21 protein-coding genes are annotated in these 21,065 nt (G+C 51.0%); 12 read left to right on the top strand and 9 right to left on the bottom strand.

The window, feature by feature from the left end:
* Nucleotides 1-138: 138 nt before the first annotated feature.
* Nucleotides 139-1,419, top strand: a complete 1,281-nt coding sequence (locus V5T57_RS03590) for a sensor histidine kinase (RefSeq protein ID WP_332889791.1) — start codon at nucleotides 139-141, stop codon at nucleotides 1,417-1,419.
* Between the two features lie 45 nt (nucleotides 1,420-1,464).
* Here V5T57_RS03590 and V5T57_RS03595 read toward each other — a convergent pair whose 3' ends face one another.
* The 5 genes from V5T57_RS03595 to fusA form a co-directional block, all read right to left on the bottom strand.
* A complete protein-coding gene (locus V5T57_RS03595; protein ID WP_332889792.1) occupies nucleotides 1,465-1,848 on the bottom strand; it encodes a hypothetical protein in 384 nt (127 codons plus the stop codon).
* A gap of 261 nt (nucleotides 1,849-2,109) precedes the next feature.
* A complete protein-coding gene (folD, locus tag V5T57_RS03600; RefSeq protein WP_332889793.1) occupies nucleotides 2,110-2,967 on the bottom strand; it encodes a bifunctional methylenetetrahydrofolate dehydrogenase/methenyltetrahydrofolate cyclohydrolase FolD in 858 nt (285 codons plus the stop codon).
* A gap of 1,028 nt (nucleotides 2,968-3,995) precedes the next feature.
* Nucleotides 3,996-4,619 carry a DUF5610 domain-containing protein gene (locus V5T57_RS03605; protein WP_332889794.1) on the bottom strand — a complete coding sequence of 208 codons (624 nt, stop codon included), beginning with the start codon at nucleotides 4,617-4,619 and terminating at the stop codon, nucleotides 3,996-3,998.
* Nucleotides 4,620-4,694: 75 nt separating this feature from the next.
* Nucleotides 4,695-4,901 (bottom strand): hypothetical protein, encoded by a 207-nt coding sequence (locus V5T57_RS03610; protein ID WP_332889795.1) that lies wholly within the window; start codon nucleotides 4,899-4,901, stop codon nucleotides 4,695-4,697.
* Nucleotides 4,902-5,101: 200 nt separating this feature from the next.
* The gene (gene fusA, locus V5T57_RS03615) at nucleotides 5,102-7,177 is read right to left on the bottom strand and encodes an elongation factor G (protein ID WP_332889796.1); all 2,076 of its coding nucleotides are present in this window, start codon (nucleotides 7,175-7,177) and stop codon (nucleotides 5,102-5,104) included.
* A gap of 675 nt (nucleotides 7,178-7,852) precedes the next feature.
* On the opposite strand from fusA, the gene V5T57_RS03620 reads away from it, so the two are divergent.
* Both V5T57_RS03620 and V5T57_RS03625 read left to right on the top strand, forming a co-directional pair.
* Complete coding sequence (locus V5T57_RS03620; protein ID WP_332889797.1) at nucleotides 7,853-8,875, top strand: STELLO glycosyltransferase family protein; 1,023 nt, start codon at nucleotides 7,853-7,855, stop codon at nucleotides 8,873-8,875.
* Entirely contained in the window at nucleotides 8,872-9,576 is a 705-nt protein-coding gene (locus V5T57_RS03625; protein WP_332889798.1) for a glycosyltransferase, read from the top strand. The genes V5T57_RS03620 and V5T57_RS03625 overlap by 4 nt, the downstream gene beginning before the upstream one ends.
* Before the next feature lie 8 nt (nucleotides 9,577-9,584).
* On the opposite strand, the gene V5T57_RS03630 is transcribed toward V5T57_RS03625, so the two are convergent.
* Both V5T57_RS03630 and V5T57_RS03635 read right to left on the bottom strand, forming a co-directional pair.
* Nucleotides 9,585-11,006, bottom strand: a complete 1,422-nt coding sequence (locus V5T57_RS03630; protein WP_332889799.1) for a hypothetical protein — start codon at nucleotides 11,004-11,006, stop codon at nucleotides 9,585-9,587.
* A gap of 136 nt (nucleotides 11,007-11,142) precedes the next feature.
* Entirely contained in the window at nucleotides 11,143-11,817 is a 675-nt protein-coding gene (locus tag V5T57_RS03635) for an NUDIX domain-containing protein (protein WP_332889800.1), read from the bottom strand.
* Here V5T57_RS03635 and pyrR point away from each other — a divergent pair.
* The 9 genes from pyrR to V5T57_RS03680 all read left to right on the top strand — a co-directional run bounded on the left by pyrR (nucleotide 11,816) and on the right by V5T57_RS03680 (nucleotide 19,648).
* Nucleotides 11,816-12,364 carry a bifunctional pyr operon transcriptional regulator/uracil phosphoribosyltransferase PyrR gene (pyrR, locus tag V5T57_RS03640; protein ID WP_332889801.1) on the top strand — a complete coding sequence of 183 codons (549 nt, stop codon included), beginning with the start codon at nucleotides 11,816-11,818 and terminating at the stop codon, nucleotides 12,362-12,364. The genes V5T57_RS03635 and pyrR overlap by 2 nt on opposite strands.
* Before the next feature lie 44 nt (nucleotides 12,365-12,408).
* Complete coding sequence (locus tag V5T57_RS03645; protein WP_332889802.1) at nucleotides 12,409-13,398, top strand: aspartate carbamoyltransferase catalytic subunit; 990 nt, start codon at nucleotides 12,409-12,411, stop codon at nucleotides 13,396-13,398.
* Nucleotides 13,395-14,681 carry a dihydroorotase gene (locus V5T57_RS03650; protein ID WP_332889803.1) on the top strand — a complete coding sequence of 429 codons (1,287 nt, stop codon included), beginning with the start codon at nucleotides 13,395-13,397 and terminating at the stop codon, nucleotides 14,679-14,681. The genes V5T57_RS03645 and V5T57_RS03650 overlap by 4 nt, the downstream gene beginning before the upstream one ends.
* A 173-nt stretch (nucleotides 14,682-14,854) precedes the next feature.
* Nucleotides 14,855-16,660, top strand: coding sequence for a DUF1538 domain-containing protein (locus tag V5T57_RS03655; protein WP_332889804.1), 1,806 nt, complete (start codon nucleotides 14,855-14,857; stop codon nucleotides 16,658-16,660).
* Entirely contained in the window at nucleotides 16,657-17,022 is a 366-nt protein-coding gene (locus V5T57_RS03660) for a P-II family nitrogen regulator (protein ID WP_332889805.1), read from the top strand. The genes V5T57_RS03655 and V5T57_RS03660 overlap by 4 nt, the downstream gene beginning before the upstream one ends.
* A 12-nt stretch (nucleotides 17,023-17,034) precedes the next feature.
* On the top strand, nucleotides 17,035-17,391 hold the full coding sequence (locus V5T57_RS03665) for a hypothetical protein (RefSeq protein ID WP_332889806.1): 357 nt from the start codon (nucleotides 17,035-17,037) through the stop codon (nucleotides 17,389-17,391).
* 188 nt (nucleotides 17,392-17,579) lie between these two features.
* The gene (locus tag V5T57_RS03670; protein ID WP_332889807.1) at nucleotides 17,580-18,503 is read left to right on the top strand and encodes a dihydroorotate dehydrogenase electron transfer subunit; all 924 of its coding nucleotides are present in this window, start codon (nucleotides 17,580-17,582) and stop codon (nucleotides 18,501-18,503) included.
* A 37-nt stretch (nucleotides 18,504-18,540) separates the two neighbouring features.
* Nucleotides 18,541-19,080, top strand: a complete 540-nt coding sequence (locus V5T57_RS03675; RefSeq protein ID WP_332889808.1) for a DUF2059 domain-containing protein — start codon at nucleotides 18,541-18,543, stop codon at nucleotides 19,078-19,080.
* Nucleotides 19,081-19,105: 25 nt separating this feature from the next.
* Nucleotides 19,106-19,648 carry a DUF2059 domain-containing protein gene (locus tag V5T57_RS03680; protein WP_332889809.1) on the top strand — a complete coding sequence of 181 codons (543 nt, stop codon included), beginning with the start codon at nucleotides 19,106-19,108 and terminating at the stop codon, nucleotides 19,646-19,648.
* Nucleotides 19,649-19,697: 49 nt separating this feature from the next.
* Here the strand turns inward: V5T57_RS03680 and V5T57_RS03685 are convergent, their stop codons facing one another.
* On the bottom strand, nucleotides 19,698-19,982 hold the full coding sequence (locus V5T57_RS03685; RefSeq protein ID WP_332889810.1) for a hypothetical protein: 285 nt from the start codon (nucleotides 19,980-19,982) through the stop codon (nucleotides 19,698-19,700).
* Nucleotides 19,983-19,987: 5 nt separating this feature from the next.
* Nucleotides 19,988-21,058: a class I SAM-dependent methyltransferase gene (locus tag V5T57_RS03690; protein WP_332889811.1), complete on the bottom strand. Its 1,071-nt coding sequence runs from the start codon at nucleotides 21,056-21,058 to the stop codon at nucleotides 19,988-19,990.
* Nucleotides 21,059-21,065: the final 7 nt, after the last annotated feature.

Below are 21,065 nucleotides of genomic sequence, written 5' to 3' on the forward strand. Positions count from 1 at the left end.
ACATGGTTGTCCTACTATGCATGAGTATGGAGCACGTACATGATATTGTATGCCTCATACCCATTTTATCGTCGGGGTGCGATCCAGACGTGGGTCTGTATGAAGGCCATTTGTAGCCTTTAAAGGACGGAGAGCATTATGCAAAGCGCCAAACCACCAACCGATGAGCTTCATCGTCTTGATGCCCTGTATCGTTATCAAATTTTAGATACCGAGGCGGAACAAATTTTTGATGATTTAACCCAATTGGCAGCCTATATCTGCGATGTACCGATTGCTTTAATCAGCCTTATTGATCCTGAGCGACAGTGGTTCAAATCCAAAGTTGGTGTTGATGTTGACCATACCAGCCGGGAAATTGCCTTTTGTGCCCATGCCATTTTAGAAGAGACTATTTTTGAAGTGGAGGATGCACGTCTGGATCAACGTTTTCATGATAACCCTTTGGTAACACAAGCACCCAACATACGCTTTTATGCCGGTGCACAACTGGTTACCCCCAGTCATCATGCCATTGGGACACTCTGTGTGATCGATGACCAACCCAAACATCTCAACGATGAACAAAAGCTGGCGCTGGAAAGATTAAGCCGCCAGGTTATCTCTAATATGGAACTACGCCTCAATCAACAAAAGCTCATTATCCAAAACCAGTCGTTGACCCAACAGCAAGTTCTACTTAAAGAGGCCCGTCGTATTGCTGAACAGGCCAACCAGACCAAAGATCAGTTTCTTGCCACCATGAGTCATGAATTGCGAACACCGCTTACATCAGTTTTAGGCAGTCTAAAATTGGTCCATGGTGGGGTTGCAGGCAAGCTACCAGACAAAGCGACCAAACTGATTGCTACTGCGGTTAGGAATGGTGATCGCCTTCTCTCTTTGGTGAATGATCTGTTGGATTTTTCTAAAATCAAAGCCGGTAAAATGGAGATGTCTCTACAAGTTGTTGAGAGTCGTCACTTGGTTGAAAAAGCTTTTGAAGCCATCCAGTCTCAAGCTGAAGATAAGGGACTAAAACTTATTGATAAACAGGAACAACCTTGTCTTATTCAGGCCGATCCACAGCGTATTGAACAGGTCTTAATCAACCTGATGGGTAATGCCATAAAATTTACCGAGCAAGGTTCCATTACCCTCTCTATTCAACAAAAACAGGATTATGCGCAGTTTTGCGTCTCAGATAGTGGCTGTGGTATCCCTGAAGATCAGGTTCAGCAGGTTTTTAGACTCTTCAGCCAACTGGATAACTCATCTACCCGAAAAACCAAAGGAACCGGCCTGGGTTTGGCCATTTGTGAAAGTTTTGTGCAGATGCATGGTGGAAAAATTTGGGTGCAAAGCCATGTGGGACAAGGCTCCTCTTTCTTTTTCACCATTCCTTTAGCCAAGCCAATGGCCAATCGGCGTGACCCTTAGGATACGGAGGGTGCTGCTGGGGCGATCTCTGGGATAACACCGCGTTTAAGCATACCCCAAGACAGTCAGCAACAGGCCAAAGCTCCCTGCCCCAATCGCCACCATCAACAGATCATGAGGTTCCGTAAACCAAGATCTGGACAGACGTAGAACAGGTGCAGGATAGAGGATCAGCATGGCACCTTTAAACAGAGCCAGCCAACCTAGGATGGTAATCAACACAGGCCATTGCAGTACCCATACGTTATGGATATTGATTATAACCAGACCAAAACTTAGCGCCACCACCCCCCCCATATAGGTCCATACAGGGCTTTCTAAAAAGATCTCAATCAGTTCCTGATACCGTTTTGGGTCTAGGACCATACCCAATGCCACCATCAGATAGAGTGGACCAATAATTTGCGCGACCCATGTGGCAATGGTCATAACCCTGCTCCTGTTGGTTAATAGGTTGGTGTATGTCTACTTTACCACCAAATCTCCCCTGGCTTTCAAAGTTTACCAAGCTAAGAGAGCGACCATAAAAAACCCCTCACCAAACGGTGAGGGGTTTTTATAATCCACACTTAAACAGAGTATCCCAAGCTAAGATCGATCCATCCAACCTGGGTGGCCAAGGTCGATGAGAAGCGATTTCTCTATTTTAGCAAAACAGAACCTTCTTCAAGCCTTGGCTGGGCTGTTTAATCAGGCGACACCACGGCTACGCTTGGCACCTTCTACAGTATTTTTTAACAACATGGCAATGGTCATGGGGCCGACACCACCAGGGACGGGTGTAATGGCAGAAGCTTGCTCAAAGCAGCTTGCATAATCCACATCACCACACAACTTGCCATCTTCACCACGGTTGATACCCACATCAATCACCACAGCCCCCTCTTTAATCCAGCTTCCTGGGACCATTTTGGCGCGACCAACCGCTGCAACCACAATATCAGCCCGTTTGACGGTGGCTTCCAGATCTGGGGTACGGGAGTGGCAAACCGTAACCGTTGCATGGGCGGCTAATAACATCAGGGCCACAGGCTTACCCACAATATTGGAACGACCAATAACCACCGCATGCTTGCCGTTGGGGTCTACGCCGGTCACCTTCAACATCTCCATCACACCCCAAGGGGTGCAGGGTTGAAAGGTGGGATCACCTGTGGCCAACCGGCCAACGTTATAGGGGTGAAAACCATCGGCATCCTTGGCTGGGGAGATTGCCTCCAACACCTTTTGCTCATCAATATGTTTAGGGAGTGGCAGCTGCACCAAAATACCATGTACCTTGTCATCCCCATTGAGCTGCTCGATGAGGTTCAACAAATCCACTTCAGAGGTGGTATCCGGTAGTTCATGAGAAAAAGAGGCAATACCCGCATTTTCACACGCCTTCTTTTTATTGCGCACATACACCTGAGAGGCTGGATCTTCACCCACCAGCACCACAGCCAAACCAGGGGTAAGTTGATGATCAGCTTGCAGTTGCTCTACCTCAACCTTTAACTGTTCTCGAACCGATAGTGCAATTGCCTTACCGTCAATGACTTGTGCCATGGTGCTGTACTCCGTTCTCTTTGGAAATGAGGTGACATTCCCTATGGTTCACAGCCCCTAAAGGCTGAGCTTTATAAAGATAAGGGCGGCATTATAGCGTGAGTTGGGCAGAGGGTCGAATACTGCATGTGATCTATGGTGCGTTTATTTAGGATTAAACCATTTTATACAAGCTTGGTATGCACAGACTTAGGCACACCCCTGTAAGCCACACATGGTGTCATGCTGTTCTTTTACCATCTACAAGATGATACATAAATTTCGATATATCAGAGATTAAGCAGATCAATGAAGGATAGTATACTGAAGAACTACACGGTCAGAAGGGCTATTTAACAAGGGGTATAACGCGCCCTGTGGGAATGGGCCTGATTGATTCAACATCTTGCCCATTCCCACATGGCGTCATACGCATGCGTGTCAGCCAGACAAGGCATCCACCAGCAATGTGAGGGTTTCCGGTAAAAGATAGAGCGCAAGCGCCCCATACAGTGCAAGGCCCGTCAGGATAGCACCACGAAGGAGAACGAGCAGTGTGTGTTCGCTACGCGAAGCGAGTTCTGCCCGGAGTAGAGGAGTCCGCGGGAAAGTAGAGGCGGGATCTAGCGTATCGGCAGGATTAATCATGTTCGTCATGCTCCTTTGACGGGTCCGGCGCAACCGGATATCACGCGTACCTTTCTCTGTTTGAGAATTGGGGTACGCTTTATCCTAAATCAAAAGACATGCCAAACGTTAATACATTGTTTTATAAGATATTTATAGCTTTATCCATAAAATAGTGCCTGCTTTTTTTTAAGCAGCTTTCATAAATTTGATGAATAAAGAGGCAGAGTGACAACGGGAAAGGCAGGTTCTGCATACATATCATTAACTGCATGTGTAAATTTTGGACAAAAAAAAGGGAGCAACAGGAACATGCCAGTCCTGAAACTCCCCCCAAATGAAGGGAAAAGGGAAACCCTTTGAAGCCCTCTTGGTTTCGCGCATGAGGCGCTTCTTTATCTTTGTTAAGTGTCTATGAACACTTATTCGTCCACCACCGGTTCGTTGGTTGGCGTTTGCTGATCACGCATTTGGACTTCCATGAATTGGTCCAGTTTATGATCAATCTGCTCTCTGGTCTCTTCAAGCATCTCTTCGATACCGTCAAAGACATTCACTGCATCACCCAAGAAATTACGTGCTTGGGAAAATCCTTTATCAATCGCCCCAGAGATGAGAGTTCGGAACCCTTCCAGGTTATCCTCAAAGCTCTCATCGCTGTGGTTATCCAGGTAGTTTCCAAAGAAACTCACCGCTTGGGAGACGATAAAACTGGCGGTCTGTTCTGGATCTGTGACCCCATTCATCTCCTGGAAGGCATTTATAGCCTCACCATTTTTATAGCTGCCCATACCGCGCTGCAGCTCTTTTTGTAGCTCATCCCGCAACCGTTGATTGGCAAAGGCAATCATCTGCTGAGGTGAGGAGAACTCCGCTTCATCACTGGCGATAACACCCATACGCTGGGCCAGTGTTAAAGGATTCATCGACTCAGCTACATCCTCCACCTCCTCACCCTGTTGGGTATTGTTGGAAGCAGAAGATTGGTGTTGTGTCAGAGATGAGATATAGGCCATCTCAGCCTGTGTTACTTGTATATCAGCCATGGTTTGCCCCCCATGTCGCCAATGGGCGCTCCGGTGGGGTCATGCCCTGCACGGTTGCAGTGGTGACACCCTACATTAATCGGAACGTTTTCCGGTTTTGTTTAGCGTTTGCTGAAAAATGCTTTGAAAATCCCCACGAACAGCCCGTGCCGAAGCACGTTGCCCACCCAGGTGCGCCACATGTTGCGTGGCTGCACGGGTCTGTTTAACCCCATCAGCACTGCGACGTTGCGGTGTATCTAAAATCGATACCATACCTGGGTAACTGTCAAAGGGCCTCATCACACATTCCTTCGCGATGTCGAGACGGTAAAAAACTACTCCTGATATACGTATCGGCTATGGCCTAGTCCAAGTTTAGTGAAAAAAGCACTTTTCCCAATCAACGCTCCATACAGAAGCTCATAACACACTGTACAGACATGAAAAAGGCCAACCCATAGGGTTGGCCTTTTTGGTGAACACGTCCGGCAAAGTGATCGCTACGCCTCATTTTTCTCCAACACTTTACGGGCAATATGGCTGGGTACTTCCTGGTAGTTTGCCAGACGCATGGTGTAAATACCTCGCCCTGAGGTCATGGCATTCAAGCTATTGCCATAATCCAGAATCTCAGACATGGGGGTTTCACAATGGATGGTTTGACCATTACCCCGGGGCGTTACACCTGTAATCTTCCCACGGCGGCTGTTCATATCACCAATCACATCGCCCATGACCTCATCGGGTACAGAGATCTCCATACTCATCAATGGCTCCAACAGAACCGCATTTCCCTCATCCATGGCATGACGGAAGGCCACAGAACCTGCGGTCTTAAAGGCGTTATCTGAGGAATCCACAGAGTGGTGGGAGCCATCCACCAAGCGTACCTTAACATCCACCACGGGATACCCCCCCACGGTCCCCTTACCCATCGCTTCAACCACACCTTTTTCTACCGATGGGATAAAGTTACGGGGAATAACGCCCCCAACAATTTTATCTTCAAATTCAAAGCCGCTCCCCCGCTCAAGGGGTTCTACTTCAATCCAGCAATCACCAAACTGACCACGACCACCACTCTGTTTTTTCAATTTACCCTGTACACGGCACGCACGGGATAAGGTCTCCCGATAAGCCACCTTGGGGGTTTTAAGTGCCGCTTTACCCCCATATTTGCGCTCCAGACGCTCCAGGGTAATGGTCAGGTGTGTTTGCCCCATACCTGCCAAAATCATCTCACGGGTATCTTCATCACGATAAAAGCGCAGGGTTGGATCTTCATCACACAGCTTCACAAAACCAGCGGACACCTTATCTTCCATCTTGGTGCCAACCTCTACCGCATAGGAGAAGACCGGCTCTTGATACTGCGCGCGGTGGTAATGGATCGGCGCATTGGTATCACACAAGGTATCCCCCGTATGGGTGTGGGCCAAACGGGCAATGGCCCCAATTTGACCCGCTTTGAGCACGTTCACCTGGGTCATATCATTACCTTCCAGCAGGTAGAGATGGCCCCCCTTCTCTTTGACATCACGCGTACCATTGAGGAAGGCGGAGTCTGCCTTAATCTCACCAGAGAAGATGCGTACCACCGATAATTTACCGGAAAAAGGATCAATGGCTGTTTTAAACACCACGGCTGAGAAAGGATCTTCCGAGCTGGGTGTACGGGCAATTTCCTGCTCCCGGTTATCGGGATTCACCCCAATCAACGGTTTGATTGAGGCTTTATCCACCGGGCTGGGCAGGTAACGGCTGATACCGTTGGCCAAGGCACGCACACCAATATTGGCACCGCCAGAACCACAGAAGATCGGTAACAGACGACGGGTTAAGACCGCCTCTTTTAGGCCATGATGCAGTTGCTCTTCGGTGGGGGGCGTTTCATTTTCCAGATAGGCTTCCAGCAAATCGTCATCGGTCTCAATGATTTTTTCAATCAACTGGGTCCGGTAGTATTCCACATCATCTTTAACCGAATCGGGCATGTCGATCTGAGTGAACTGACCATCCTTGGCGGACCAAGCCGTCATGGGAATAAGATCAACAATGCCTTCAAACGCTTCACCCTGACCAATGGGTACGGTAACCGGAAGGGTGGTCACCTCTAGATCCTGTTCAATCTCACCCAAAACACGGATAAAGTCTGCACGGGGTTTATCCATCTTATTGACGAAACCCACCGCGGGAACCTGGGCATCCTGGATCATGTTCCAAAAACGGGTATTTTCTGTCTTAACCCCTGAAGCGCCGGAATAGACCAGCACCGCCCCCCCAACCACGTTGAGTACAGCACGGGTATGTTCAATAAAATCGATGTATCCAGGGGTATCGATCAGGTTAACATCCACCCCTTTCCACTCAAAATGACCGATCTGTGGTGAGATGGTCAGACCCCGCTCCAACTCTTCGGGCTCGGAACGCAGGACTGTGTTGCCCCCCTCCACGGTGCCACGTTTTGAAATCACACCCGCATTGAAGAACAGGGTCTCTGCCAGGGTGGTTGAACCACCGCCGCCATGAGCCAACAGCGCTACGTTGCGAATTCGGGTGATTTGGGTATCGGTCATGCCCTATTCTCCTTCAACGTCAAAAATGTGATCAATCACGCTTATATGTGTTCATCATTCACCCATCCGTGCGGATCAGCATGCAGGGGAATGCGCACGGTTTTTCAGGTCTTGAAAAACCACGTTATCATATTGTGGAAAGTGTGCAATAGAGATCAGACAGAACGAGACAAGTTTCTGAAAAAAGACAAAAAAAAGGCCGGGCTTAGGTATAGACCGGCTCTTGGGGTCGCCCTTCGATAATGGCAGGCACCCGCCTATTTGTCGCACATATTGAAGTGAGCCATCAAAAACATCTCACACCCCATATTCTACATCTGTAAAAATGTTGGGGCAATGGTTTGTCATCGGCAATCGGTTGGAAAAAAAGGGGGCGCTGAACAGGGATAGACCCCAAGCGATCACCCTTGGCTGCAAGATCTTTCAGCCAAGGCACGGCATCAAAGTTGCATCTGAAAGGCGACTATGATGTTATGGCCTCCGCGTTATGCCATCACATGACTCTTATCACTCCACAGGAAAGGGAACGGATTCCGCCTAACCCAGACTCAAGGATCTGAAAAGATTATCTTTTCAAATGGCTGTGCGTCACTTCATCACCGCCATGGATGGATCCCAAACCAGGGGCGAAACCTGCGGGTTTTTGTCGGAATCTTCGTTGATCTTACATCGATTATGAAAACCACACTCGTTGTTACCTCTATCAATGCCCCAAACCCGGTTATGCAAGCCTTAGCTAAAGGCTGTGCAGATGCAGGATATGATTTTATCCTTGCAGGTGACAGCAAGTCTCCCAGTTCGTTTGCCTTGGATGGGTGTGATTTCCTAAGCTTGGAACAACAACGTGCCAGCCGTTTTCGGTTGGGTCAATCCTGCCCCACCAAGCACTATGCCCGTAAGAATATTGCCTATCTCAAGGCCATCGCCCAAGGTACAGAACGTATTTTGGAAACCGATGATGACAACTGGCCTAGGGCTGAGTTTTTTGCCGACCGCAATCGGCAGGTACAAGCCCCCACCGTGGATCAGCCTGGCTGGCTGAATGTCTACGGTCTGTTCCTGCAAGCCGATGATACGCAAATTCCACTCTGGCCCCGGGGTCTGCCCCTGGATACGGTACGCAATCCCCTGCCCGAACTGGGGCAAACCCTCTCGGCTGATTGCCCCATTCAGCAAGGTTTGGCGGATGATAATCCCGACGTGGATGCCATTTATCGCTTAACACTACCCCTGCCCCGTGTGTTTGAACCCAACCGGCAGGTGGTGTTGAATGATGGGGTCTGGTGCCCCTTTAACAGCCAAAATACCCTCTGGTGGCGGGATGCTTTTCCACTGCTTTATCTTCCCGCAACCTGCTCATTCCGCATGACCGATATCTGGCGTAGTTTTGTAGCCCAACGGTTGGCCTGGAGCTGTGGTTGGAAAGTGCTGTTTTTCAGCCCCACCGTCTGGCAGGAACGTAATGAGCATGATCTGAATCGGGACTTCCGGGATGAAGTACCGGGTTATCTGCACAATGCTGACATTGCCGCCGGTCTGGCAAAGCTGGATCTCCCCCCCGGTACAGCCAACCTAACCGCCAACCTACGCACCTGTTACCAATGGTTGGTTGAGCAACAGCTGATGGAGCCGCTTGAACTGACGCTGGTGGAAGATTGGATCTCTGATCTGGCTGATTGTGGTTGGAAAGCACCATGAGTGATACACCCACCATCACCCTGTGCCTGCTAACCTTTAATGAGTTAGAGGGGTGCCGTCACGATCTACCCAACCTGCCTCTGGACCAATTTGATGCGGTCTATGCCCTGGATGGGGGGTCTCATGATGGGACCGATACTTTTTTGCGGGAACAGGGCATAACGGTCCACACCCAACAGACTCCGGGCTACAATGCGGCCTATCTGGAGGCTTTTGAACACTGTCAGACCGATGTGTTGGTACTGTTTCACCCCAAGGGCAGCATTGATCCCTTGGCCGTTTTACAGTTTAAACCTCTGTTTGAAGCGGGTCATGATCTGGTGGTGGCCAGCCGTCTAGGGTCTGGTGCCCACAATGAAGAAGATGACCAACTGTTAAAACCTCGAAAATGGTTTGTACAGGGTATCTCTATGCTCGCCGCGCTCATCTGGCGCCGGGACAGAGGCGCCCATGTGTGGGATGTACTACACGGTTTGCGTGGTATGCGGGTCGCTGCCTTTAAAGCCATTGCACCACGGGACTATGGGCTCTCCATTGATCTGGAGATGGTTGTACGCAGTTACCGCTTAAAGCTCAAACGGGCTGAGTTCCCAGTACATGAACGGGCACGACTGGCAGGACAGACCCACTTTAAAGCGCTACCAACCGGTTGGAAGCTTTTAAAATATATGGCCAGTGAGCTGGTTCGCCCAAAGACATAAAGGCAGACCTATCCATCTGCCGAGATCTTTTTTGCACCCCACATACGCCACACATCTTCCAGCTTAAGAAAAGCCAACAGGGCCAACAGGCCGGGTAGGAAAGCGGCCGAGTTGTAGAGATAGCGCTCAATGGGGGGGGCGCTGAGAATGATCAACAGGGTGGACATACCCAGATACAGCATGCTCAAGGTAAAGATCACCGAGCTTTCCCATACCGCCTGTGTCGAGCGTACCGGGGGTATACGGTTGTATTGTCTCACCCATATGGCACGACCAGCGTGGTATACCATGGCCGCCAAAAGCCACATAAGGGCGGTTACCTGCATATTAAAGTCCCGTCGCAACAACACCCCTAATGCATCACCAGAAGCTGCCATCAACCATTTGGTATAGAGTGAAAAACGTAGTTTAAAGACCTCAATGGCCAGTTTTTGCATGGCCCGATCCATTTTCACCCAATTACCATTGTTCATGCGCAACGCATGCTGCATCACACCACTGTTAAAATTGTTCCAGTCATATTGACGATACCACTCGCCATAGCGGATCCAACCCAGGGTGCTGAACGGTACCTCATATTGGGTTTTTTTACGATTATCCACCAACGTCTGTGCCAGGGGTTGCACCTCTTCACTCAGCTGAGGCACCAGATCCTGGGTAATCAGTGACCCCGCAATACCCATCAGGGGTATCCCGGTGGCCGAGACCAGACCAAAATGTCCCACCACCAGCAAACGTAGGGTAAAAAAGCCCAACAAGGGTATAAAGCCTGTTGCCGTTAAACGGCCCATCACAGGCCAAAAACCCGGAGCTGTCTCACTACGCTGCCGACCATAGCGGATGAGATATAGCAAACCCCCGATCAAAACCAGAGCTGGAACCAGAACCTGATTGGCCGGCCTGACTTGAAAGGCCACAAACACCATGATACCCAACCCCACCCAGTAGAGGCGGCGTTTGGGATGGGCCAAGGCCAGTAAGAGCAGACCCATGACCCACACCACCAGGCTCAAACCCAGGGCATCGGTTAACAGGGCATGGGTGAAGTAGCGGATCATATTGGCAAACAGCACCGGCAGGGTCACCACAAAAGCTGACCAGGGGCGTAAGCCATAACTTTTTAGGCCATACCAAAACAGCACGGTTGCCATGACGTGGAGGATGGCATGTAGCAGTGGCATGGCATCATAAGTGCCGGTCACACCCTTGAGCAGATAGGCTAGGATGGGATACCCCATGGTGCGGGAGTGAGCCAGTACCTCCGCAAAGGATTGTTGCCCAAAAACCAAATAGCTATCGGTATCTGGGTAGGTTTTAAGCTGCCAACTCTCCAGGCTAAAACCGATATAGACCACACCTAACACCAACAGTATCACTGCAGGTAGCCAGCGGGATGAAGAAGAGGGTGCGGTGGAAGCATCCATGCCCATTATACTTTCCGTTTTTAGAGACAAAGCCCGGCCCAGACAAAAGGGAAACCGGGGCATAATTTATCGGGTTGTTGCCAGTGTGTCACCCCAACACGAAAGAGGGTTGGGGGGTTCATGGTCAAGGCATCCGTAAACGCTAGGGTGTTATGCCCACGGCCGCACGAATACGTGCCCGATGCAGGGTTAACCATTGCAGGGCCAAAATCGCTGGTCCACCATCCATACGCCCATCTGCCACCATCTCCAGTGCCTCAGCATAAGATAAACGGACCCGTTCTATATCCTCTTGCTCTTGAATCAACCCCCCACCTTCCGAGATCGGGTTGTGGATATCAATGGTCATCATATAGAGATAGATACGCTCACTGACAAAGCCAGGATTAACCAAAAAATTCATCACTGTTTCTGTATGAATGGCCGCATAGCCTGTCTCCTCCAACAGTTCACGGCGGGCGGTCTGCTCAGGGTCATGCTCCTGGTCACACAGGCCTGCGGGAAATTCCAAGGTCCAACCCCGCTGCGCATTCTCCATATAGGCACCAATCCGAAATTGCCGGACCAACACCAGCTCATCCTGCACAGGGTCGTAGGGAATCACCACCGCGGCAGGGGGACGATGCACACACTCTAAAGGGTGCGGACCACTGGCACGGCCATCACGACGCGTATAATCCACAACCACACGTACAACCTTTAGAAAGCCAGAGCTAAGGGCTTCCAATTTTAACCGTTTGACCATTTGCTTTTTACCCTTGTTTATGCCCGCATTTTCATTGCAATGCAAAATCCTCTGGGCCACAATACCGCCCATGAACGGCACTCTTGAAAATACCATTATGACATCGGATCAGATCCAGCAAGCCATTGCAGACCTTGCGGAGACCATCCTCCCATCCATCAGCAACCCAACGCAATGGTGCGTGGTCGGTATTCGCCGTGGCGGAGCGGTCATCGCCCAACAGTTGCGGGATCACTTGAGTCAAGCCCTCAAAGTTGATCTACCTATTGGGTTTCTGGATATCACCTTTTACCGTGATGATCTGAGTACCATTGGTCCCCACCCAACCGTGGGTAGCACCGATCTGGGTATGTTGGATGTTGAACATGCACAGGTAATTTTGGTGGATGACGTGCTCTATTCTGGTCGTACGGTACGGGCCGGTATGGATGCCCTGTTTGAGTTTGGTCGGCCCGATATGGTGAAACTGGCTGTGTTGGTTGATCGGGGCCATCGGCAACTCCCCGTTCAGCCCGATTTTTGTGCCAAACAGATGCCAACGGATCTACGGGATAATCTAAAAATGATTACCCATGAGGATCAGAGTTTGACGCTGGTTCACACCCGCGCCTCATCCTAGAAAACCTGTGGGCAGATTGCCCATCATGATCTTAAGGAGTGACGATGGACCCGGAACAGAATGCCTGGACCCGCCGCCACCTGCTTGGAATGGATGGCTTGGCCCGTCATGAGATCGGCGCCATTTTAGATTCTGCCCAAGCGTTTCGCGATGTAAACTACCGCGAAGTCAAGAAGGTCCCCACCCTACGTGGCAAGACCGTTATCAATCTTTTCTACGAAAACTCCACCCGTACCCGTACCTCCTTTGAGTTGGCTGGCAAACGCATGAGCGCGGATGTGATTAACATCTCAGCCTCCAGCAGCTCTGCGGCCAAAGGGGAGACCCTGCTGGATACCATGGCAACCCTACAGGCCATGCGCCCCGATGTGGTGGTCTTACGCCATGGCGATTCCGGTGCCCCGCACTTTTTGACCCGCCATTTGGATGCCGGCATTGTCAACGCGGGGGATGGTCAACATGAACACCCCACTCAGTCACTGTTGGATCTACTGACCATTCAGGATCACCTGGAAGAGATGGGTAAAACCAACTTTGAAGGGATGAATGTGGCCATTTGTGGTGATGTGCTACACAGCCGGGTGGCCCGCTCCAACGCGTTTGCACTGCGTACGCTCGGTGCCAATGTACGTTTTGTTGGCCCCCCTACCCTTATGCCTTCCCAAGCAGAAAAAGTGTTTGATATTAAGGTTCACCACAATATGGAAGAGGGCTTGGAAGAGGTGGATGTCATTATCATGTTGCGTCTGCAACTGGAGCGTATGACCGCAGCCTATCTACCCAGTGTCCGGGAATATTTTGAATATTGGGGTCTGACCCGTGAACGGCTGGAGTTAACACAGCCCCACGCACTGGTTATGCACCCTGGCCCCATCAACCGTGGGGTAGAGATTGCATCTGATGTCGCCGACAACCCCAACCGCTCGGTTATTTTGGAGCAGGTGGCCAATGGCTTGGCGGTACGTATGGCGGTGCTCTATCACCTCTGTACCGGTGCAGCCCGTAACGCGGCTCAGTTAGGGGAGTCAGCATGATGCGCGTAGAATCCCTTTTCATTCGTGGCGCTCGGGTGGTCGATCCAGCCCATGCCCATGACGGTGTGGCGGATATTCTCATTGTCGATGGTGTTATCCGTGAAATTGGTAAACTGGCTGCCCCAGCAGATATACCGGTTATTGAAGCCGATGGCCTGATCGCAGCACCCGGTTTGGTAGACATGCATGTGCACCTGCGTGAACCCGGTTTTGAGTATAAAGAGACCATTGCTGGTGGTACCCGCGCTGCTGCAGCGGGTGGTGTGACCTCCGTTGCCGCCATGCCCAACACCAAACCGGTTAACGATGACCCCAGTGTCACCGGTTATATGCTCGATAAAGCCCGTATGGCTGGTTTTGCCAATCTGTTCCCCATTGGTGCTATCTCCAAAGGGTTACAAGGCAAAGAGCTGACCGAAATAGGGTTGTTGAAAGCAGCCGGATGTGTGGCTTTTTCTGATGATGGCCTACCACTGATGAACAGTGGCATCATGCGCCGTGCCCTGGACTATTCCCGTGCCTTTGGTGCATTGATCATTCAGCACGCAGAAGATAGCGGTCTGGTTGGCTGCGGGTGTATGAACGAAGGAGAGGTCGCCTCCCGCCTGGGCCTGCCCGGTATTCCCAACGCATCAGAAGATATTTTGGTGGAACGGGATATCCGTTTGGTTGAGTTGACTGGGGGACGCTACCATGTGGCCCACATCTCCAGTGGCGGAGCTGTGGCCTCGGTTGCCAAGGCTCAGGAAAAGGGGCTGAAGGTAACCTGTGAAGCTGCACCCCACCATTTGGTACTCAACGATACCGATGTGGGGGATTACGACACCAACGCCAAAATGGCCCCACCCTTGCGGAATAAGCGGGATGTCCATGCCCTGCAAGAGGCCTTGGCCCGTGGTACCATTGGCGTTATTGCCACCGACCACGCCCCCCATGAAGAGGACAGCAAACGGGTACCTTTCTGTCACGCTGCCAATGGTGTGGTAGGTTTGGAGACACTCTTACCCATTACTTTGGAGCTGGTCAACCAAGGGGTCTTACCTCTGAGTAAAGCCTTAGCCGCCATCAGCTGTAACCCTGCCCGTTTGCTGGGCCTGGATCGGGGTACGTTAACCCCAGGTTGTATGGGAGATGTCGTGCTGTTCGATCCTCAAGAACAGTGGACGGTGACCAGCCAAGCGCTACATGGCAGTAGTAAAAATACGGCCTTTGCCGAGCGTGCTGTCAAAGGTCGTGTAAAATATACGGTTCTTGCTGGACGTATTGTCCATCAAGAGGGTTGACCAATAGAGACATCCCAGACATAGTGTTTGGGATGTCTTTTGTTAAACCATTAACATCAGTGCGTTACTAATCAAGCAGCACTCTATATATTAATTACCACTATTTTGGTGGTTCGTATGACTTAATTTAAGAGTGCATTTTAAGTATAACCCCAGCCAAACGGATCGCCACCATGGGGCCAAACTACCGGTACGGTGATTACCAGCGTGAGACGACGATTGAGCGTAACGAGATCAGTTACAACAATCTGACCCCTAAGCTGGAGCAAGATGAACAGGGTAATGTTAAACCCTACTCCCCTCCACCTGTGAAGCTCCGCTCTGTGGATGTCTTCAAACTACTCAAGCCTTATATTTCGGTCCGCTTTTTGGATCAGCTTAAAGCTGTGGTACCCCTGGCCATTTATCTGGCCCTGTTCCAGTTCTTTGTACTGCGCCAGTTGGTGCAGGACTCCTTCTCCATTACCGCAGGCCTGTTCGCTGTATGTATAGGTTTGATGTTCTTTATGGAGGGGTTAAAACTGGGTCTTATGCCCTTTGGTGAGGTGATCGGTAATACCCTACCGAAAAAATCACCCTTGCCGGTTGTGCTACTGATTGCCTTTATGCTGGGTATTGGGGTGACCTTTGCCGAACCAGCCATTGGCGCACTGAAACAGGCAGGACAGATTGTTTCGGTCGAACGGGCACCTTACCTTTATGCACTACTCAACGACTGGTCCGGTATTTTGGTCCTGGTTGTGGGTGGTGGTGTGGGTCTGGCTGCTATTTTGGGAACCTTGCGTTTCCTCTATGGTTGGAGCCTCAAACCCATGGTTTATATGTCCTTGGCACCCGCCTTGGTCTTAACCATTTATGCATCCGGCAACCCCGAACTTTCTAAAATTCTGGGTCTGGCTTGGGACTGCGGTGCAGTAACCACCGGCCCAGTTACGGTACCTTTGGTTCTCTCTTTGGGTATCGGTATCGCAGCAGCAGCGGGTAAAGGGGACTCCGGTCTCTCCGGCTTTGGTATTGTAACCCTGGCTTCTATCTTCCCCATCATTGGTGTGTTGATTCTCTCCTTGGTTTTAGCCGCTACGGTGACCCCAGCTGAGATTATTGAAGCCGCCAAGTTGGCCGCCGCTTCCGCACCCACTGGCCCAGCCCCTTGGTATGAGTCTTCCCCTGGTGGTGAAGTCATTTTGGGTATTCGGGCGATCTTGCCACTGGTGCTGTTCCTTTACCTGGTTCTGCGCTACTTGCTCAAAGAGCAGGTTAAGAACGCAGGTGAGATCACCTATGGTATTACCCTGACTATTGTGGGTATGTGTATCTTCAACCTGGGTCTGACCTACGGTTTGTCAGCGCTGGGCGAACAGTCCGGATCATTGGTTCCTGCCTCCTTCATCGAAATCAAAATGATGATGGGCGATATGGTCACCAACTACGGCCCCATCTACAGTACGGTGGTGGGTTTGATCCTCTCCTTGGGCTTTGCCTGGGTATTGGGCTTTGGTGCAACCTTGGCAGAACCCGCGTTGAACGCCTTGGGTGCCACGGTGGAAAACCTGACCAACGGTGTGTTCAAAAAGCAAACCCTGATGATGGCCGTCTCCATCGGTGTGGCTTTTGGCCTGGCCATCGGTTTGGCTAAGCTGATCTTTGAATTGCCCTTACAGTGGTTGCTGATCCCCGGTTACGGCTTGGGTATTGTCCTGACCTATTTCTCCACGGAAGAGTTTGTCAACGTGGCCTGGGATAGTGCAGGGGTGACCACCGGCCCCATTACGGTACCACTGGTGCTGGCGATGGGCCTGGGCTTTGGTAATGCTGTGGATGCGTTGGAAGGCTTCGGCATTCTCTCCATGGCCTCCATCTGTCCTATTCTCTCTGTATTGATCACAGGTCTGTGGGTGCGTTTCCGCTCCAATGCGCAGACCAAAGCAGCCACCCAGGCGGGTAGTACATCTCCTGATAAAGAGGTCCAAGCGATATGAGCGAACGTAATATCACCTATCTTACCGACGTCTCTCTCATCACCTGCATCGTACAACGTGGCTTGGGCGATGTGATCGTCAAAGCAGCCCGTGAAGCGGGTGCTCAAGGTGCGACCGTTTATTATGCCAAAGGTAGTGGTGTCCGTGAGCGTTTGGGTGCCCTGGGTGTCGCCGTTGAGGTAGAAAAAGAGGTGGTCAACCTGGTGGTCTCCAAAGAGCAGCAGGATCTGGTCTTTAATAGTGCCTACCTAGCCGGTAATCTAGATACACCGGGTATGGGCTTTATGTATGTGACCCCACTGGAAAAAGCGGCTACCTATATCCCGCAGGAGGTCATTCAACGCCTGCAGGAAGCCGGCTAAGGAGAGACGACCATGTCGGGAACTCAGCTGGTTAATAATAAAATGATCACCGCCTATCTTCCAGATGATGGCAGTGATAAAGAGGTTCTCAAAGCTCTGCATGAGCGTGGGGTTAACACCGCCAACTCGGTGGGTTTGCGGGGTATTGCCCAGCTACGCCCAGCCAAGGGTAAAGCGGGACGCCTTCCTGAGTCTGAAGCGGTCAAAATGGTAACCATTATGGTTGCTGGCGAAGAGGCCGATGAGCTTTTTGAGTTCATTTTTGACAAGGGCAACCTTGCCCGTGAGGGGGGTGGTTTAATGTTCATGAACACCCTCAGCGCAACCACACTCTTTACCCTACCTGACGATGTTGGGGAAGAGGGTTAACCCTTAAATTGGGCGGTAATCCTAACCACCATGGATGACACCGCCTGTAAGGGTCAGGTATGAAAAGGGCGGATCCCGATGGATCCGCCCTTTTTTGTATCTTTTTGTATACAGATTCCCCTTAGCCGAAGTGGATAGATCTCGATACAATGGGCCTTCCACTTTCGCCTGTTTTCTGAGGTTGCCCCATGTCCCAAGCATCACGCCCTGCTTTGCACAAGCTATCCGCTAAGGTTCTGTTTAACCGAGCCGAGCCTGGGGATCAGTATGTGATCCGTTTTCACGCACCTCAGTTGGCCCAACGCTGTCAGCCTGGGCACTTTGTTCAGGTCGATTGTGGTCCCACCACCACCCTGCCCCGTCCACTCTCTATTCTGGATGCAGATGCTCAAGCTGGTACGGTGGATATCTTCTACAAAGTGGTGGGCCGTGGGACCGATGTCATGCGCCAGTGGCAGCCCGGTACTGAGGTTGTACTCATGGGACCGATCGGTCGAATTTTTGATCCCATTGAAGCCCCCAAACAAGCGCTGTTAATTGGGGGGGGGGTGGGCGCGGCCCCTGTGGACTTTATGGCCCGCAGCTTGGCCAAGCGTGGGGTAGCAACCACACTCTTTTTGGGTATGGAGAGTGAAAGCCCCTTTCCCCTGGAAACCGCAACCACCCCCCTACCTGGCATTGATCACCAAACCAATATGGCCCTGGCCAAGCTTCAGACACAGGGTATCAACAGCCGTGTTGCCGCTTTAACCCCACGTACCGGTTGGTTCCAAGGCTATGTAACCGACCTCGCCAGTCACTATTTGGCTGCCCTGAGTGATGCAGAGCGCGCACAAACCCTACTCTACACCTGTGGACCAACCCCCATGATGGCCGCGGCTTATAGGGTCGCCAAACAGTTTGGTCTGCGTGGCCAAGCCTCGATGGAGGAGCACATGGCGTGTGGGTTTGGTGGCTGTGCCGGATGCGTCGCCCCCATTCGTGTGGGGGGAGAGATGGGTTGGAACTATCGCCGGGTCTGCGTGGATGGTCCGGTGTTTGATTTAGATGATATCGCCTGGGAAGAGATGGGGTATCCAATCCCTAAAGCCCAGCCCTGTGGCTGCACCTAACCGCATAGCTCTTTTTTACATTGGTAAGGAAATGATGATGTTGAAATCCATGGCTGCTCTTTTTGCCCTTGCGCTCTTTCTCTCTCCATCCGCCATGGCAGCTGATACCCCGCCGAACAAGGCCCAACAGCTGTTTAAGGTGATGCAGGCAGATAAAAGCCAAAACCAAACCTTTAAAATGCTCACCCAGCGTATTACCCCCATGGTCATTCAGGGGTTTGGGCAGGATCTCAAACGTCACTTCCCTCAGGCAACTGAGGCACAACGGCAAGAGACCTCTGAAGCATTTGCCCAGGGGTTTCATGAGATGATGCAAGCCACCATGCCTGAGGTAGAGAAACAGATGGCTGAACTCTACAGCAATGCATTTACCGAACAGGAACTGGACCAGCTGATTGCCTTTTATCAAACCGAAACCGGTCAAAAATTTGTGCAACTGCAAGGCAAGCTGGCCAAACAAGGGGCGATGGTTACCCAACAGCAGATCCAAAAGAACATGCAGCATAAGCTACCCACCATTATGCAAACCATGGTCGATCAGCTGGAAAAACAACTGAATATGCCAAAATCTCCATAATCTATTTGATCACAAGGAATAACACATGTTGAAACATCTACTCTGTGCGGCCCTACTGACCATAACCTTTCATGGGCAAGCCTGGGCACAACCTGTAGACCCCCAGGCACATAAAGAGGCTGTCTCACTGATCAAACGTATGGATATGTCCAACGTGATGGATCAGATGGTTACCTTAATGTTACGCAGCATTGGCCCTATGATGTCGCACTCTCTTCAATCAGAGATCCAGAAACAGTACCCTAAAACACCGGAAGCACTCATTCAGGAGATCTCTACGGATATGATTCAAGCACTGGAAGATGCTTTTTCATCCGTTAAGCCAGAGATGTTGTCTGAATTTGCCAATGTCTATGCCAAAGAGTTTACGGCTTCAGAACTGAAAAGCATGAACCAGTTCTTTGCCTCCCCTGCCGGTCAACAGTTTATTAAGAAACAGGGTAAGTTAATGCAAGAGGGGCAAAAGGTTGGCCAGGAGGTTGCCAAACGCTCTTTAGAAAGCAAGATCCCACAGATTATGCAACGTATGGATGAGAAGTTTAAAGACCGCTTAGAAAGCTACCAATAGGGTTCTTGCGGTACGGGGTACAGGTTGTGGTACGGGACACAGGCCGTTTTCAGGGGGATTTCTGAAAACGGCCTTTGTGTTTAAACCACCAGTTTTCACCAAAACCGTACAGTAAAAAAAAGAGCAGACCTAAGGGCAATGGCGGCAGGAGGAGATAGATCACAGCCACATAACCATTGGGGTGACAACGCCCGGCCTCAAACTGACACAACCCACTGGGTTGTGTACCTTGGCTTACCCACAACAGCACAAAAACCACCATGGCCGTGAGCACAAAGCCAGCCACAAAGCACCACACCAGTTTCTTGCCGATATTATAGTAGGGAAATAGCATGACCTTTACTTTTTGGTTGCCTTCCAAACCACAAACTTGGTATCTCGCAGGGCCACCTCCACCGTTGCAAAAGCCTCTTTAAGCAATGGTCCATAATCCAGAAACCCATTGGCAACCAACCAAAGCGTACCCTTACGCTCTAAAATCTCTGTGGCATGTTGGATAAAACGCTCTGCCACAGCCCGGTTAAGGGATTGCCCCCGATGAAAAGGAGGGTTGGTCACAACCGTATCAAAGCTTTGCCGCTGTAATATGGACCCAATACCATCCTCCAGCACCATATGGCAGCGTTCCGTCACCCCATTGAGCTGGGCTGTCTCCGCACTACATAGGGTTGCCCGTACCATATCATCTGACAGGGTGACCTGTAGGGTGGGCTCCCGTTTGGCCAGGGTGGTTCCGATCAACCCACACCCACAGCCCCAATCCAAAAGATGGTATGCCGCATGACCTTGCAGGGCTTCTAATAACATTAAGGATGCCGGGTCAGGCTCTGCCCAGGAAAAAAGCCCAGGGCGGGTTGCAACGGTGATTTCATCGGTTGAATAGTGATGGAAACAGCCATCATCACTAAGGTCGGGTCGTTTTTGCTGTTTTTTACTGGGTTTTTCCTGCCACTGACTACCGGCTGGAATCTCCACCAGTTTAAGATGACCCTTACTCAGGACATTACGCGCTTGTGCAATTTTTTTAGGAAGCGGCAGGATACCACTCTCCTTATCGCCAAACACCCACAACTTTCCTGTGGGGGGAAGCGCCTTTAAGGCCTCCTCCACCGCCAGTTTTGCGGCCTCCCGCCCTTGGGGTAACTCCATTAGAATATGGGTTGCAGGCTCGTTGGCTGTGGGGTGGTCATGGGCCTGGATGGTTTGGAAGCCATCGGCTTTGGCCATCGCCTGGGTGGAGATACGCGCAATGGTCAGTTTACCCGCAAACCCCATCTCTTTGAGGGTATGACCCACCGGCCATTGATTGAGTGGCCAATGCACCAGATGCAAGTGGCTAATCGTAGAAACATCCAACACCGAAGGAAGGCTTTGGAAGAAGCGTTGGATGGCGCGGGGGTCATGGTGCATAGAGTGA

The sequence above is a fragment of the Magnetococcus sp. PR-3 genome (assembly GCF_036689865.1).
GTDB lineage: Bacteria > Pseudomonadota > Magnetococcia > Magnetococcales > Magnetococcaceae > Magnetococcus.

Coding starts and splice junctions, on each gene's coding strand:
- V5T57_RS03610 (WP_332889795.1), bottom strand. CDS start 4,901: ATGAGGCCCTTTGACAGTTACCCAGGTATGGTATCGATTTTAGATACA.
- folD (WP_332889793.1), bottom strand. CDS start 2,967: ATGGCACAAGTCATTGACGGTAAGGCAATTGCACTATCGGTTCGAGAA.
- V5T57_RS03670 (WP_332889807.1), top strand. CDS start 17,580: ATGTCCCAAGCATCACGCCCTGCTTTGCACAAGCTATCCGCTAAGGTT.
- V5T57_RS03635 (WP_332889800.1), bottom strand. CDS start 11,817: ATGGGCGGTATTGTGGCCCAGAGGATTTTGCATTGCAATGAAAATGCG.
- V5T57_RS03650 (WP_332889803.1), top strand. CDS start 13,395: ATGATGCGCGTAGAATCCCTTTTCATTCGTGGCGCTCGGGTGGTCGAT.
- V5T57_RS03690 (WP_332889811.1), bottom strand. CDS start 21,058: ATGCACCATGACCCCCGCGCCATCCAACGCTTCTTCCAAAGCCTTCCT.
- V5T57_RS03680 (WP_332889809.1), top strand. CDS start 19,106: ATGTTGAAACATCTACTCTGTGCGGCCCTACTGACCATAACCTTTCAT.
- V5T57_RS03645 (WP_332889802.1), top strand. CDS start 12,409: ATGGACCCGGAACAGAATGCCTGGACCCGCCGCCACCTGCTTGGAATG.
- fusA (WP_332889796.1), bottom strand. CDS start 7,177: ATGACCGATACCCAAATCACCCGAATTCGCAACGTAGCGCTGTTGGCT.
- V5T57_RS03655 (WP_332889804.1), top strand. CDS start 14,855: ATGGGGCCAAACTACCGGTACGGTGATTACCAGCGTGAGACGACGATT.
- V5T57_RS03620 (WP_332889797.1), top strand. CDS start 7,853: ATGAAAACCACACTCGTTGTTACCTCTATCAATGCCCCAAACCCGGTT.
- V5T57_RS03685 (WP_332889810.1), bottom strand. CDS start 19,982: ATGCTATTTCCCTACTATAATATCGGCAAGAAACTGGTGTGGTGCTTT.
- V5T57_RS03595 (WP_332889792.1), bottom strand. CDS start 1,848: ATGACCATTGCCACATGGGTCGCGCAAATTATTGGTCCACTCTATCTG.
- V5T57_RS03660 (WP_332889805.1), top strand. CDS start 16,657: ATGAGCGAACGTAATATCACCTATCTTACCGACGTCTCTCTCATCACC.
- V5T57_RS03605 (WP_332889794.1), bottom strand. CDS start 4,619: ATGGCTGATATACAAGTAACACAGGCTGAGATGGCCTATATCTCATCT.
- V5T57_RS03675 (WP_332889808.1), top strand. CDS start 18,541: ATGTTGAAATCCATGGCTGCTCTTTTTGCCCTTGCGCTCTTTCTCTCT.
- V5T57_RS03625 (WP_332889798.1), top strand. CDS start 8,872: ATGAGTGATACACCCACCATCACCCTGTGCCTGCTAACCTTTAATGAG.
- V5T57_RS03590 (WP_332889791.1), top strand. CDS start 139: ATGCAAAGCGCCAAACCACCAACCGATGAGCTTCATCGTCTTGATGCC.
- V5T57_RS03630 (WP_332889799.1), bottom strand. CDS start 11,006: ATGGGCATGGATGCTTCCACCGCACCCTCTTCTTCATCCCGCTGGCTA.
- pyrR (WP_332889801.1), top strand. CDS start 11,816: ATGAACGGCACTCTTGAAAATACCATTATGACATCGGATCAGATCCAG.
- V5T57_RS03665 (WP_332889806.1), top strand. CDS start 17,035: ATGTCGGGAACTCAGCTGGTTAATAATAAAATGATCACCGCCTATCTT.